The sequence below is a fragment of the Streptomyces sp. NPDC096152 genome (genome assembly GCF_044763235.1).
GTDB lineage: Bacteria > Actinomycetota > Actinomycetes > Streptomycetales > Streptomycetaceae > Streptomyces.
The window spans coordinates 328,020-341,465 of record NZ_JBIWFW010000008.1 but is presented as its reverse complement, the minus strand read 5'-3'; the positions used below and the strand labels follow the sequence as shown (position 1 = coordinate 341,465).

The 13,446-nt window shown below is 74.5% G+C and carries 14 protein-coding genes and 2 tRNA genes; 5 read left to right on the top strand and 11 right to left on the bottom strand.

What is annotated here, in order from left to right; genetic code table 11:
• Positions 1-5: 5 nt before the first annotated feature.
• Positions 6-1,292, bottom strand: a complete 1,287-nt coding sequence (locus ACIQ9G_RS27440) for a hypothetical protein (protein ID WP_403614516.1) — start codon at positions 1,290-1,292, stop codon at positions 6-8.
• 34 nt (positions 1,293-1,326) lie between these two features.
• Positions 1,327-1,893 carry a DUF4365 domain-containing protein gene (locus tag ACIQ9G_RS27435; RefSeq protein WP_403614514.1) on the bottom strand — a complete coding sequence of 189 codons (567 nt, stop codon included), beginning with the start codon at positions 1,891-1,893 and terminating at the stop codon, positions 1,327-1,329.
• Positions 1,894-2,061: 168 nt separating this feature from the next.
• Between ACIQ9G_RS27435 and ACIQ9G_RS27430 the strand changes: the two genes are divergently transcribed.
• A complete protein-coding gene (locus ACIQ9G_RS27430) occupies positions 2,062-2,787 on the top strand; it encodes a 3'-5' exonuclease (protein WP_403614512.1) in 726 nt (241 codons plus the stop codon).
• 55 nt (positions 2,788-2,842) lie between these two features.
• Here the strand turns inward: ACIQ9G_RS27430 and ACIQ9G_RS27425 are convergent.
• Both ACIQ9G_RS27425 and ACIQ9G_RS27420 read right to left on the bottom strand, forming a co-directional pair.
• Positions 2,843-2,914: transfer RNA gene (locus tag ACIQ9G_RS27425), tRNA-Val, on the bottom strand.
• Positions 2,915-2,953: 39 nt separating this feature from the next.
• Positions 2,954-3,400 carry an SRPBCC family protein gene (locus ACIQ9G_RS27420; RefSeq protein ID WP_403614510.1) on the bottom strand — a complete coding sequence of 149 codons (447 nt, stop codon included), beginning with the start codon at positions 3,398-3,400 and terminating at the stop codon, positions 2,954-2,956.
• Positions 3,401-3,486: 86 nt separating this feature from the next.
• On the opposite strand from ACIQ9G_RS27420, the gene ACIQ9G_RS27415 reads away from it, so the two are divergent.
• The gene (locus ACIQ9G_RS27415) at positions 3,487-6,135 is read left to right on the top strand and encodes an SCO7613 C-terminal domain-containing membrane protein (protein WP_403614507.1); all 2,649 of its coding nucleotides are present in this window, start codon (positions 3,487-3,489) and stop codon (positions 6,133-6,135) included.
• Positions 6,136-6,634: 499 nt separating this feature from the next.
• Here the strand turns inward: ACIQ9G_RS27415 and ACIQ9G_RS27410 are convergent.
• Positions 6,635-6,706 (bottom strand) — tRNA-Val (locus ACIQ9G_RS27410).
• A 148-nt stretch (positions 6,707-6,854) separates the two neighbouring features.
• Positions 6,855-7,307, bottom strand: a complete 453-nt coding sequence (locus tag ACIQ9G_RS27405; protein ID WP_403614504.1) for a TIGR02611 family protein — start codon at positions 7,305-7,307, stop codon at positions 6,855-6,857.
• Positions 7,308-7,498: 191 nt separating this feature from the next.
• Here ACIQ9G_RS27405 and ACIQ9G_RS27400 point away from each other — a divergent pair, with 191 nt between their 5' ends.
• Both ACIQ9G_RS27400 and ACIQ9G_RS27395 read left to right on the top strand, forming a co-directional pair.
• Positions 7,499-7,912: an SsgA family sporulation/cell division regulator gene (locus ACIQ9G_RS27400; RefSeq protein WP_004002642.1), complete on the top strand. Its 414-nt coding sequence runs from the start codon at positions 7,499-7,501 to the stop codon at positions 7,910-7,912.
• 359 nt (positions 7,913-8,271) lie between these two features.
• Positions 8,272-8,832 carry a CGNR zinc finger domain-containing protein gene (locus ACIQ9G_RS27395; RefSeq protein ID WP_403614501.1) on the top strand — a complete coding sequence of 187 codons (561 nt, stop codon included), beginning with the start codon at positions 8,272-8,274 and terminating at the stop codon, positions 8,830-8,832.
• Positions 8,833-9,035: 203 nt separating this feature from the next.
• Here the strand turns inward: ACIQ9G_RS27395 and ACIQ9G_RS27390 are convergent, their stop codons facing one another.
• The gene (locus ACIQ9G_RS27390; RefSeq protein ID WP_356185338.1) at positions 9,036-9,188 is read right to left on the bottom strand and encodes a hypothetical protein; all 153 of its coding nucleotides are present in this window, start codon (positions 9,186-9,188) and stop codon (positions 9,036-9,038) included.
• 173 nt (positions 9,189-9,361) lie between these two features.
• Positions 9,362-9,787: a hypothetical protein gene (locus ACIQ9G_RS27385; RefSeq protein WP_403614497.1), complete on the bottom strand. Its 426-nt coding sequence runs from the start codon at positions 9,785-9,787 to the stop codon at positions 9,362-9,364.
• A 218-nt stretch (positions 9,788-10,005) separates the two neighbouring features.
• On the opposite strand from ACIQ9G_RS27385, the gene ACIQ9G_RS27380 reads away from it, so the two are divergent.
• A complete protein-coding gene (locus ACIQ9G_RS27380) occupies positions 10,006-10,530 on the top strand; it encodes a DsbA family protein (protein WP_403614495.1) in 525 nt (174 codons plus the stop codon).
• Positions 10,531-10,563: 33 nt separating this feature from the next.
• Here ACIQ9G_RS27380 and ACIQ9G_RS27375 read toward each other — a convergent pair whose 3' ends face one another.
• The 3 genes from ACIQ9G_RS27375 to ACIQ9G_RS27365 form a co-directional block, all read right to left on the bottom strand.
• Entirely contained in the window at positions 10,564-11,388 is an 825-nt protein-coding gene (locus ACIQ9G_RS27375; RefSeq protein WP_403614492.1) for a GNAT family N-acetyltransferase, read from the bottom strand.
• A gap of 72 nt (positions 11,389-11,460) precedes the next feature.
• Complete coding sequence (locus ACIQ9G_RS27370) at positions 11,461-12,282, bottom strand: aminotransferase class IV (protein ID WP_403614489.1); 822 nt, start codon at positions 12,280-12,282, stop codon at positions 11,461-11,463.
• Positions 12,279-13,334, bottom strand: coding sequence for a chorismate-binding protein (locus ACIQ9G_RS27365; RefSeq protein ID WP_403614487.1), 1,056 nt, complete (start codon positions 13,332-13,334; stop codon positions 12,279-12,281). Before ACIQ9G_RS27365 ends, ACIQ9G_RS27370 begins: the two co-directional genes overlap by 4 nt.
• Positions 13,335-13,446: the final 112 nt, after the last annotated feature.

Here is a 13,446-nt window from a genome sequence, read left to right as displayed (position 1 = left end):
AACGGTTACCGTCCGTCCTCCCCCGCGCACACCTCCCCGAAGCCGTCCGGGTCGCCGGTGTCCTCCCGCAGGGACTTCATCAGCCGGTCCCGCTCCTCGTCGTCCACCTCCACGGGTACGACCCCCCGGGCGCCGGTGAGCCGCCGGAAGCCGCCCCGGCTCTCCAGCCGGCCCTCCACCCTGACCGGCAGGCCGACCAGGTGCGCGTGCCCGGCGGTCCGGTAGCCCTCCTCGTCCAGGGTGACGCGGAGGTGCGGCACCTCGGCGCCGGCGATCACCCGCAGCCGTACGGTGCCCTCGCCGCGTGGCTGCGACCGGCGCATCCGCACCACCGCGCCGGTGACCCGCACGGGTACGGACGGCTCCGCGCGCAGGTAGCGGGCGCCGGCCTCGCGCAGCACGGGCAGGTCGCCCGGCGAGAACTCGACGGGTTCCGCGGTCGCCGCGCAGTCCCCGGGGACACCCGCCGCGGGCGCCCACCCGACGGCGATCCGGGCGCCCTCCGTGCCGCGCACCAGTGCGACGAGGGCGTCGGTGAGCTCGCGGCTCACGCCCGCCGCGACGGCACCGTCGAAGGCGTCCATCCCGCCCGCGGCCCGCCGGTAGTCGACGGCCTCCCGGACCGCGTACAGGGCCTGGTGCAGCCGTACCGCGAGCGGCCGCCCGGTGCCGACGGGGACGAACGCGGTCAGGCGGCGGCCGTCGGCCACGGAGCCGACGAGGACGTGGTCCAGGGAGGCGGCGGCCGTGCGCCGGTAGCGGGCGCCGTAGTAGCCGGCCCGGGCGCAGCCGGCGAGCGCGGCGGCGAGCAGCATCCGGCGGGCGGCGGTGCGCAGTCCCTCCTCTGCGTACCAGGGCGCCGCGTCGCCCGGCCCGCCGGGCACGTCCCGCCACCAGCGGATCTCGTCGCTGGGGACGGCGAGCGAGACCAGCACCTCGCGTGCGGACGGCGTGCCGCTGCGGGCCAGGGCGTCGATCGCCTCGCCGAGCAGGTCGTCGCTGTCGGGGAAGGCGCGGCTCTCGGGCACCAGCAGGCTGGTCCCGGCGCCGCCCGGGCCGGGCGGGGTCCAGCGGCCGTAGCGCCCGGGGGCGCCGCCGCGCCGCTGCCAGCCGTGCCGGTGCAGCAGGGCGCCGAGCACGGCGGGGTCGACGTCGCAGGGGTCGATGTCGGCGGGGCCGGGCGGCCGGTGCCAGGAGGCGTCGACGGGCCGCGGCCGTACCTGCCGCACCGGTTGCACCGGTCGCACCGGTCGCCCGGGGCGCGGGGACTCGCCGAGGGGGCGGTGCGTCATGGCCGGCCTCCCGGCCCCTCGAGTGGCCGGAGCGTCACGGTCTGCCTCCCGTCCCGACCCGCGTCATGATCTCGCAGAGCGCCCGGTCGTCGAAGATGCGCGAGGTCGGTATCCGCACGGTGGTGCGGTGCCGGCCGGTGATGGGGTGGCCGGCCAGGTTGACCCAGTAGCAGCAGTGCCTGAGGTCGAGCCGGTCGTGCCCGGCCCGCAGCCACTGCTCCTGCGAGCGCGGGACGATCATCACGACCAGGATCTTGTGCACCGTGACCGGGGTGCGGGCGAGCTTGGCCAGGTGGCCGTTGTCGAGCGTGAAGGAGAAGAAGCGGCCCGGGGGGTTCGGCGCGATCTGGTACGTGCACTTCAGCTGCACCTTGATGGTCACCTCGTCGTCGACGGTGTGCCCGGGGGCGCTGTGGCTGACGTGCCAGTCGATGCCGTTGTCCGGGAAGGGCTGCGACAGCGAGCAGCCGGCCGCCGCGGCCACCGCGTGCAGATAGCCCACCTGCAGTGTCTCCATGCACGCGGTGGTGGCGAGTGTGCCGCGAAGGGGGCCCGCACGTTCGGGCAGCAGCCCGCCCCGCTCGGGCTGCGCAATCGCCATGACGAACAGCCTTCCACGCCGAAGAAATCCCCGCTGCGGGCCTCTGAACTGCAAAGACCCGTACTCCTGTTGTCTCCATCCGGCGTACGACGCAAACAGCCCGGGTATCACCAAACGGGCAGAAGACGGGACGTCAGCTGCCGGGAGTGCGGGAGGAGTTGGGGACGTATGACGTGCTGGTACGAGGGCCCGCTGGCCGCGTTCGACACGGAGACCACCGGCGTCGACGTCGAGACCGACCGCATCGTGTCGGCCGCCGTCGTCGTCCAGGACGCCCCGGGCTGCCGGCCGCGGGTGGCGCGCTGGCTGGTGAACCCGGGGGTGCCGGTGCCCGAGGCGGCGACGGCGGTGCACGGGCTGACGGAGGAGCACCTCCAGCGCAACGGCCGCTGGCCGGCGCCGGTGATGCACGAGATAGCCGAGGAGCTGGCGGAGCACGCGGCGCGCGGCCGTCCGCTGGTGGTGATGAACGCGCCGTTCGATCTGACGCTGCTGGACCGGGAGTTGCGGCGGCACCGGGCCTCCTCGCTCGCCCGCCGGCTCGAGGCGTCGCCGCTGCACGTGCTCGATCCGCGGGTCCTCGACAAGCATCTCGACCGCTACCGCAAGGGCCGCCGTACGCTCACCGACCTGTGCGCGCACTACGAGGTCGCGCTGGAGGACGCGCACGACGCGGCGGCGGACGCGCTGGCCGCGCTGGACGTCGTCCGCGCGCTCGGCCGCCGCTTCTCGGCCCGGCTGGAGCGCCTGACCCCGGGCGAGCTGCACACCCTCCAGACCGGGTGGCACGCGGCCCAGGCCCGCGGCCTGCAGGCGTGGTTCGCGCGCAGCGGCTCGGAGGAGTCGGTGGATCCGTCCTGGCCGCTGCGCCCGGAGCTGCCGGCGGCAGCGTAGCCGTGCCGGGGGCATGCAAAAAGCCGGTCCGCTGGTGCGGACCGGCCTTTCCCGGTGGGCGATACTGGGTTCGAACCAGTGACCTCTTCGGTGTGAACGAAGCGCTCTCCCACTGAGCTAATCGCCCGGGAACGCACTGAACCATACAGGCCCGTGCGGGCTTCCTTCAAACCGCTGCCAGCCGGAGGGCGAGTCCGCGCCGTCCGGCGCGCATCATCAGCCGGTGGTTGAGCCGGAAAACCGGCCGTCCGGGTACGGCGAGGCGCCTGAGCAGCGGTTTGTTCACGTAGACGAGCTGGTCGTAGCGGGCCAGGGTGCCGGAGCCGTGGGCGGTGACGGTCCAGCGGGCCCAGCCGTCGAGATCGCCGGTCATAGCGGTCTCCAGCACGCCGGCCCGCGGGTCGCGCCGGGCCTCGCGGACGGTGACGGTCAGGTCGTACGGGAGGAGGGAGCGGATCCTCAGCACGGCCGTCGTGCCGTCGACCCGTGCGACCTCGCGCACCTGGGGCCACCAGCGCGGATAGTCCTCGACCCGCTCCAGCTCCGCGTACACGGCGGCGGGCGGCGCGCTGAGGGGCCAGAGGCTGCGGAAACGGTAACGGTGCAGGTCCACGGGGAGAGTGTGGCAGCGCATCTGAGTACGCCGCCTGAGTACGCGCGCTCATGCCCGGGACCATGACCGGCGTCACACTCCGAGGCATGACGCACTTTCCGCCCCCCGCCGAGGAGTTGCGGCTCGTCGACGCCGAGCTGGGCCGACTGGACGCCCGCCGCGCCCAGTTGCTGGCCCGTCGCGGCTGGCTGATCGCCGTGCTGCGACAGCACCCGGCGCCGCCCGCGCCGCCGTTGCCCCGGATGGCGGCGGCCGCCGTCAAGCCCGCCAAGGACACCACCGCACCGCGCGTGCAGAACGTACTGCTGGTGCTCGGCGGTGTCCTGCTGACCGTCGCGGCGATGGCGTTCACGCTGGTCGGCTGGGGACATCTGGGCATCGCGGGGCGGGGCCTGGTACTCGGCGCGGTCACCCTGGGCGCCCTCGCGGCGCCGGTGCCGCTGCTGCGGCGGGGACTGACGTCCACGGCCGAGTCCCTGGCCGGTCTGGGGCTCGCCCTGACCGTCCTCGACGTCTACGCGCTGCACGAGACGGTGTTCGCGGACACCGACGGCACGGGCTACGCGGCGGTGGCGTCGGCGCTGCTCGCGGCCGTGTGGGCGGCGTACGGGCACCTGCTGCGGACGGTACGGCCGCCGCGGCCGGCGGAACCTTCGCCGGCGGACCCGCGGAGCCCGCGCCCGGCGGAGGCCGGCGCGCCGGTGGGGCCGGCCGGGCTGCGGCTGCCGCTGCCCGCCGCGCTCGGCGCGGCCCAACTGCCGCTGCTGCTCTGGGCGGTCGCCGCCGCCACGGGCCCGTGGGGCATCACCACCGCGCTCCTGCTGACCGGCGGGTTCGACACCGTCCTCGCCCTGCGGGCACGCACGGGGTACCTGCGGGTGACCGCCGCAGTCGGCGCGTGCGCGCTGGGCGGCTGGGGCGCGCTCGCGGCCGGCCTGCTGGCGTGGACGGCCGCCGGTCCGGCCGACGCCGTCCGGGGCGCGGCGCTCCTCCTGCTCGCCGCGGGCATCGCCCTGGCCACCGCCGGGCGGCTCCCCGCGCCGAAGGCCGCCACCGGCGCCGCCCTCGGCGCCGGGCTGCTCACGGTCGCCGCGCTGGGCAGCGTGCCGCACGCGGTGCTGCCGGGCACGTGGACCGTGCCGGTCCATCTGGCCTGGGGCGTCGCCCTGCCGGCGGTGGCCCGGACGGGCCGGCTGCCGGAGGCGGTGCGGCAGGGCCTGGCCCGGGCCTCGGCCGTCGTTCAGGGCCTCGCGGTGCTGTGGGCGCTGCCGGCCGTCGTCGTGGTCCTGCTCGGGCCGGTCGGCTGGGCCACGCGGGCGTGGTCCGGGGCGCCGGACGACGTCCGTGCCGCGGTGACGGCCGACCTGCCGTGGCCGCCGCACGCGGTCACCGCTCCGCTGGTCCTCGCGGTGGTCGCCGGGTTCCTGGCGGTGACCGTCCGCGACCCGGCCTGGCGCCCGCGCGCGCTCGCCGGTGCCCTGCCGCTCGCCTGGGCGGCGGCCCTGGTCCTGCCCGCGGCGCTGGAACTGCCGTACGCGGTGGGCCTGGTGACCGAGGGTGTGGCGACGGCGGGGCTGGTGCTCCTGGCCCACGGCGTGACGCGGACCCCGGCAGCCACAACGGCCACCGGACCGTCCTCGTCCGCCGGATCCTCCTCGTCCGCCGGACCGCCCGCGACCGCCACGCCCATCACCGTCGGCGGGCCGACCGCACCGTCCGACCCGACGTCCCAGGCACCTCGCGCCCCTCACGGACCCCACGCGCCCACCACTCCCACCGCGCCCTTCCCCTCCCCTCTCCTCATCCCCGTCACCGCCACCGTCCTCGCGCTGGTCACCTCCGCCGGTCTCGCGCTCCTCGCGCTCGCCTCCGAGGCGGCCACGCTGGTGGTGCTCGCGTTCCTCACCGCGCTGTTCGCGGCCGTCCCGCGCCGTCCCGCGCCGGCTGCCGCCGCCGGTGGGTACGCCACCGCCCTCGCCTGCGCGGTCGGCGCCAGCCTCGACTGGCAGCCGCAGCACACCGCGCTGCTGGTGCTCGCCGCGCCGGCCGCCGGCGCGCTGGTCGCGCCGCGCGTCACCGGCGCCGCCCGGTACGCGGTCGAGGTGACGGGCGCCGCCTCGGCCCTGGTCGGCGTCGGCCTGGCGGTCACGGACCCGCCGATGCTGGCGCTGGTGCTCGCCCTGTGCGGTGTGATCGCCGCGGGCACGGCGGTCCGGCCGGACCGGAGGCAGGCGGGCTACGCGGCGGCCGCGCTGTTCGTGCTGGCCGGCTGGGTGCGGCTGGCGTCCTGGGGCGTGGGGACCCCGGAGGCGTACACGCTGCCGGTGGCCGTCCCGGCGCTGGTGGTCGGCGTGCTGCGCAGGCGCCGCGATCCGCTGACGTCGTCCTGGACCGCGTACGGCCCCGGGCTCGCCACCGGGCTGCTGCCGAGCCTCGGCGCCGCCTGGTCCGACCCGCACTGGCCGCGCCCCCTGCTGCTGGGAGCGGCGGCGCTGCTGCTCACCCTGCTCGGCGCCCGGCACCGGCTGCGGGCACCCCTCCTGCTCGGCGGCGCGGTGCTCGCCCTGGACGCCCTGCACGAGCTCGCCCCCTACCTCGTCCAGGTCACCGACGCCCTGCCGCGCTGGGTGCCGCCCGCCCTCGCCGGGCTGCTGCTGCTCGCCGTCGGGGCCACCTACGAGCAGCGGCTGCGGGACGTCCGCCGGGTGCGGGACCTGCTGGGGAGGATGCACTAGCCGCGCGGCCGCCGCTCCGGCCGACCTGGCTCCGTTGCGGCAGGCGGCGGTGGACCTGCGCATCCCCTTCAGCCGCCCGGCCCTGTGGAAGGTCATCGGCCCGCCGGCGCCGAGTGACGGCGGGCCGGTGCCGAGTGACGGCGGGCCGTGCGCGACACAGGGCGAATAAAAGTGACGGTGTTTTGGAATACGTACCGGGGATTTCCGCCGGACACCCGCCTTCGGAACTTCTTCCGGAAAGAGCCACAGTCCCGAAAGTCCGCCTCGCCTTGATCCTATTGATCCTCTTCGCGCGTTCTTGTACGTCCCGTCGCGAGTAACGGATCGTCACCGTCCGGAACGTGGAACCGCTTTCGCCACCGCGCTCCCGGATCGCCCGGTGTCGCGGACGGCGGCAGGAGGGAGCCGGGGCGCGGCCGGTGGGACTCGTATCGCACGGACACGGCGGACACACGACGGCGGCCCGTCTGCCGAATCGCAGACGGGCCGCCGTGCCGGGTGGGCGATACTGGTTTCGAACCAGTGACCTCTTCGGTGTGAACGAAGCGCTCTCCCACTGAGCTAATCGCCCGGACGCAGGAAGAACATTACCCCATGTCAGGGGGTGGCCGGGACCAGCGGGCGACCACGGGGCGACCACGGGCCGGGGAGCAGCCGGAGGGCGGGCTCCGACGGGCCGGAGCGGCCCGGTCCGCGCGGGCCGGCCCGGGCGTCCCGGATCACTGGTTCTTTATGCTCCAGGGCGACTGAAGGCCGAATTTCCACACGTAGACGCCCACCAGGACGGCGATGATCAACAGCCCGGTCACGGTGAGGACGATGTTGCGGCGGCGCACCCTGGGATCGAGGGCCCGCTGGGCGGCCTCGGTGACCTTGCGCTTGGTCCAGCGGAGCACGAGCTGGGCCCAGACGAACTCGGTCGCCCAGATCGCCATACCGCCGAAGATCACGACCCAGCCCGGTCCGGGCAGCGGGAGCATGACGACGCCGGCGCCGACGACCGCCAGCCCGACGACGAAGACCCCGACCTGCCAGCTCACGTGCAGCGCGCGGCGTGACCGGATGAAGCGCGGCGCGCGCGACCCGAGGCCCTGCCGGTCCCGCGCCTCGTCCGCCCTCGTCTCGTCCGACGTCACGGCGACCTCGCCAGACCCGTCACTCCCCGTATTCATACAGCCCGACCCTACCCGAGAGATTCGAGTCACCGGAATGGTGGTACCTCGCGAACAGGTTCTCGGCCGGAAGAGTTACGTAAAGGCAGGCAAAACACTCAGAGGGGTTTACAACGGCACCGTAGGTGGCATGTCGATTTCGCCGACGTGCGAATCCCCGAGCGCACACTGAGCGAAAGGCCCCGGCGCTTATGAACACCACGGTCAGCTGCGAGCTGCACCTGCGCCTCGTTGTGTCGAGCGAGTCATCCCTGCCTGTCCCCGCAGGCCTGCGGTACGACACGGCCGACCCCTACGCCGTGCACGCCACCTTCCACACCGGAGCCGAGGAGACCGTCGAGTGGGTGTTCGCCCGCGACCTCCTCGCCGAAGGGCTTCACCGTCCCACCGGGACCGGCGACGTCCGTGTCTGGCCGTCGCGCAGTCATGGCCAGGGCGTCGTGTGCATCGCCCTGAGCTCACCGGAGGGCGAAGCCCTGCTGGAGGCCCCGGCGCGAGCCCTGGAGTCCTTCCTGAAGCGAACCGACGCCGCCGTGCCCCCCGGCACGGAACATCGACATTTCGATCTGGATCAGGAGCTCTCGCACATCCTCGCGGAAAGCTAGCCCCGGATTTTTCCAGGGCCTCAAGCTGCCCGGCGCCGTCCACTCGGGGAGACGGCTCGGGCCAGGACAACCGCATACGGGATGCAGCGGCACCGTTCCCAGCCAGGGGACGGTGCCGGTGTGCGTGGAGCGATGTGCGCGCAGTGCAGAGATGCCCTCCGGACGCACCGGCCGAGGGTGCCCGTCACGCAGGGTGAGGGCCGGCGGCGACGGCCGTGGGAACCCCGGACCGCGCCACGGCGTTGTCATCGACGGACGCTGGTGCGTGGTGAGGCCGGGTCGGCCGGCGGGCCGAGCCACTACCATCGGCCAGCATCGGCGGGCGTGTGTGCCCGATCCCCAGGGCCAGGGAGCGAAACGTGCTGATCACCCACGACACCCGGTGCGCGCTCGACACCGTGGTCGATCTGGTGAACACCGCACCGGAGGAGGACACGGCGCCGGACGGGCTGTCCGACGTCACGGCACTCGAGGAGTTCGTGCGGTCGCACCGGATGAGCGACGTCGGGGTGCTGTCGGAGTTCGACCTCTCGGCGGTGCGCAGGATCCGCGGACGCTTCGCCGGGATCTTCGCCGCCCCGGACAGCCGGACGGCCGCCGGGATGATCAACGAGCTGGTCGCCGCCGCGGGCACCACGCCCCGGCTGACGGACCACGACGGCTACGACTGGCATGTGCACTACTTCGCCCCCGGCGCGTCCGTCGCCGACCACCTGGCCGCCGACTGCGGCATGGCGCTGGCGTTCTTCGTGGTGGCCGGGGAGCGGGAGCGTCTGCGGCGCTGCGAGGCACCCGACTGCCGTCGCGCCTTCGTCGATCTCTCCCGCAACCGCTCGCGGCGCTACTGCGACAGCCGCACCTGCGGCAACCGGCTGCACGTGGCCGCGTACCGGGCACGGCGCAAGGAGGCGGCGGGCTGACAACCGGGGTGTTCGTGGTCGACGCCGGAGCGTCCGCGGCACTGGCCGACACCGGTGCGCCCGTGGCGGACGCCGAAAGGCTCGCAGGCCGACGCCGGAGCGGCGATTGCGGACACCCGAAGGCTCGGCGGCCGACATCCGGAGCGGCGGTGGGCTCGTGGTCGTGGTCCCCGGCGGGTGACGCCGAGGACCCACGGTACGGCTCACAGCAACAGCAGGTCGTGCAACGAAGCCATGAGCAGCAGACACCCGATCACCGCAAGGAAGATCATCAGCGGCGGCTGGGAAAGGGCGAAGAGGCACCCGCGCGGCTCGTCCTTCGGCGGCGCGGCCTCGCTCTGTGTCGTGTCCACCATCTCGCGGCGATGATGACGCAGCGGGCAACTGCCGCGCGATCCACACGCGAGGAACGTCCGGGAGTTCGCCGATTCCGTGATCTTCGTTTCGGTTCGGGTCAGGTCCTGAGCACTTCCCGGCCCACCCCTGACTCCCGAGCCGTTCCGGGCGGCACACGCCGGCCGCGCTCCGGTCAGATGCCGTGCTTCTTCAGGATGGCCTCGATGTCGCTGAAGTCGTCCTCGGCTCGGGGCGCGGCCGCGGGGCGGTCGGCCGGGCGCAGGGCCGGGGCCGACGTCCCCGGCGCGGCCACCTCCTGCCGCCCGGCCCGGGCCGCCGCCCTGCGCTCCTTGCGGGTGCCGCCGCGGCGGCGCTCCACCCCGCGGGTGGTCAGGAGGAGCGCCCAGGCGACGCCGAGCACGGCGAAGCCGGCCCAGGCGGTGGGGCTGAAGGCGGTGTCGGCCAGCCAGGCCACGACGCCCGTCATCACCAGGCCGACCGGGACGAGGGAGTACGCGGCGATCCGGGCCGCCGCGAGGAAGCGCTTGCGGTACGCCGTGACCGCGGCGATGCCCAGGCCGGCCGCGGAGACGGCGGAACAGACGGTCTCGGCAATCATCCGGGCCTCCAGGCAGGGCTCACCGGTCAGGACGGTTTCCTCCCTTCCATCCTGCACCCCGCCCGCGGCGCCGTGCCACGATCCGGGCGGACATCAGGGACATCTCCGGGTCGCCTCCTCCCCGGGGCCGGGTGGGCCGTACGACGGGCGCGGGACCCCGCCGGGCCAGGCGTGATCCCGGATTGGGCGGTCCGGCGCGGGGCTGGGAGACTGGGACCATGAGCGACTCCTCCCCCGCACGCACCGCCGCCCCGGTCCTCGACGTCTGGTGCGAACTCCAGTGTTCGGACTGCCGCACCGCGCTGGCCGACCTGCGCGCCCTGCGCGAGCGCTACGGCGACCGGCTGGAGCTGCGGCTGCGGCACTTCCCGCTGGAGAAGCACAAGTACGCCTTCGCCGCCGGGCAGGCCGCCGAGGAGGCCGCGATGCAGGGGCGGCTGTGGCCGTACGTGGAGGCGGTGCTCGAACGGGTCGAGGAGCTGGACCGCCGGGGTGAGTCCTTCCTGGTCGAGGTGGCCCGCGAACTGGGCCTGGACGCCGAGGAGTTCGACACCGCGCTCATCGACGGCAGGCACATCCTGATGGTCGACGCCGACCAGGCCGAGGGCAAGGCGATCGGCGTGACCGGCACACCGACGTACGTGGTCGGGGGCGAGCGCCTGGACGGCGGCAAGAGCCAGGAGGGGCTGCGCGAGCGCGTCGAGGAGATCGTGGACCGGCTCCTGGCCGGCCAGGAGCACTGACCCGGTCCCCGCGCAGGGGGCTGCGGCGGCGGGCTACAGCAGGGGCTTGTACAGGGCGTACCGCGTCGTCGCGTAGCCGAGCGACTCGTAGAGCCGCTCGGCCGGGGTGTTGCCCGCGAACACGTTGAGGCCGAGGCGGCGCCGCCCGGCGGCGATCGCCTGCGTCTCCGCGAGCCGCATGAGCGTACGGCCGTGGCCTTCGCCGCGGTGGGCGGCGTCCACCTCCACGTCGAACACGAACGCCTCGTCGTCGCGCAGCGCCAGCCACAGGACGCCCACCCGCGCACCGTCGTGCTCCAGGACGCTGAGGAGTGTGTCCTCGGTGGCGAGGCCGCGCGGCAGGAGCTGTTCGTGGTCGCGGCGCGACTTGGCGTACGCCTCGGCCTCGGGCACGCCCCGCTCGATCCAGGTGCGGGCGTAGTGCTCGGCCTGGTACGCGTGCCAGACGGTGAACTCCGCCTCCGTCATGGGGCGCGCGCGGCTGCCCGCGGGCAGGTCGGGCGGCACGTCGCCGAGCTGCTTCGCCATGCCGCGGTTGCGCTGCACGTAGCCGAGCGCCCGGGTGAGCCGCAGGGCCGCCGGGGCGTCGGCGCGGACGAGGGTCTCGATCTGGCGGCAGCCCCAGCCGCGGACGACCTCCTCCGCGGCGAGCGCGGCCACGGTGGCCCGGCCGCGCCGGCGGTCGGGTTCCTCGATGCGCAGGTGGACGATGCGTGCCACCGAGTCGCCGAAGGAGGGCGACGTGGCCAGGTGGATCACGCCGACGGGGCGGCTGTTCACGCACACCTGGTAGCGGCGCGAACGGGTCCCGTCGGCGTGGTGCTGAAGCGGCTCGCTCGGCCGCAGGGTCGTGGTCATCAAGGGTGTTCTACCCGCCGGGGCCGCGGGCGTCAGCCTGTTTTCCGGCTCCGGGGCGAGTGCGACGCGGTGCTACGGATCGAGGTCGTCCCCGGACCGCTCCTGGAAGATCCGCATGGCCTTGGCGGTCACCGGCCCCGGCGCGTCCCCCAGGTCGCGGGCGTCGACCCGGCGCACGGCCTGGACGTCCCGCAGGGTGGAGGTGAGGAAGATCTCCTCGGCACGCTCCAGCACGTCCAGCGGCAGATCGGTCTCCTTCGCCCCGGTCCACTCGACCGTCAGCTCGCGCGTGATGCCGGCGAGGCAGCCGGAGGCGAGCGGCGGGGTGTGGATCTCGCCGTCGAGGACGACGAAGACGTTGGAGCCGGTGCCCTCGCACAGCTGCCCGACCGTGTTGGCGAACAGCGCCTCGGAGGCGCCCTGTTGGTGGGCCCGGGAGAGGGCGACGACGTTCTCCGCGTACGAGGTGGTCTTCAGGCCGGTGAGCGCGCCCCGTTCGTTGCGGGTCCACGGCACGGTGATCACGGCGGTGGTGTCGGGGCGGCGGGCGGTCTCGCCGAGGGCGACCACCAGGGTGGGGCCGTGGTCGCCGCGGTCGGAGCCGAGAGGGCCGTGGCCGCCGGTGTACGTGATCCGCAGCCGGCCGAGCGGCATCGGGTTGGCCGCGAGGACGGCCGCGCAGGCGCGGCGGACCTCGTCGTGGTCGGGGTCGGGCAGCCCCAGGCCGCGGGCCGAGCGGGTCAGCCGGTCCAGGTGGCGGGTGAGCGCGAACGGCTTCCCGTCGGCCGCCTTCACCGTCTCGAAGATGCCGTCGCCCACGGTCAGCCCGTGGTCGAAGACGGAGACGCGGGCGGTCTCGGTGTCCTGCAGCCCGCCGTCGAGCCAGATCTTCACGTGTGCAGTCCCTCTCCGATGGCCTCGTAGGCTCCCGACGCTACCGCGAGGAGCCGGGCCGCCTTCAGCTCGGTCTCCCGCCACTCCCCCTCGGGGTCGGAGTCCCAGGTGATGCCGGCGCCGGTGCCGAAGCGCAGCAGGGCGGCGCCGTCGGCGGTCCGGTCGATCCAGAAGGTGCGGATGCCCACGGCCAGCTCGCCCGTGCCCCGGTCGGCGTCGACCCAGCCGATGCCGCCGCAGTAGGGGCCGCGGGGCGCGGTCTCCAGGGCGTCGATGATCCGCAGGGCGCTGGACTTGGGGGCTCCGGTGATGGAGCCGGCCGGGAAGGTGGCGTCGAGCAGCTCCGGCCAGCCGGCGCCGGGGAGCAGTTCGCCGCGGACGGTGGAGACGAGGTGGATCATGCCGGGGTGCTTCTCGACGGCGCAGAGGTCGGGGACGGTGACGGTGCCGGTGCCGCAGACACGCCCGATGTCGTTGCGGACCAGGTCCACGATCATCACGTTCTCGGCGAAGTCCTTCGCCAGCAGTTCCGCCTCGGTGGGGGCGGTGCCCTTGATGGGGCCCGACTCCACGGTCCGGCCGTCGCGGCGCAGGAACAGCTCGGGGGAGGCGGTGGCTATCTCCACGCCGTGCTCCGGCAGCCGTATCGTTCCCGCGTACGGCGCCGGGTTGCCGCGGGCCAGGACGGCGGTGAGGGCGTCCACGTCGGCGTCGGGGGTGACCGGCGCGGACAGCACCCGGCAGAGGTTCGCCTGGTAGACCTCGCCGGACGCGATGTGCTCGTGGATGCGCCGCACCCCGGCCGTGTACGCGGCGCGGTCGAGGGACGACGTCCAGTCACCCACCGCCGGACCCCGCCACCGGCCCGGCACGGGGCCGGGCACCGGCTCCTCCCGTACGTCCCGGAAGCGGGCGCAGGTCAGCCGGCCCTCGTAGTCGGCGGCGACGGCCCAGAAGCCGGTGGAGTCGAGGGCGGAGGGGTCGTCGGTGACGTCGAGGAGGCCGGTGGCGACGCGGTCGCCGAAGCGGGCGAGAGGAGGCAGGTCGGGCACGCAGTCGAGTCTATGGCGGGTGTCCGCCGGGCGACCCGGGCGTGTCCCTCCGGGTGCCCGCCCGGGTCCTCCCGGGGACGCAGCGCAGCACGCTGCACAAACGCGTTTTTGT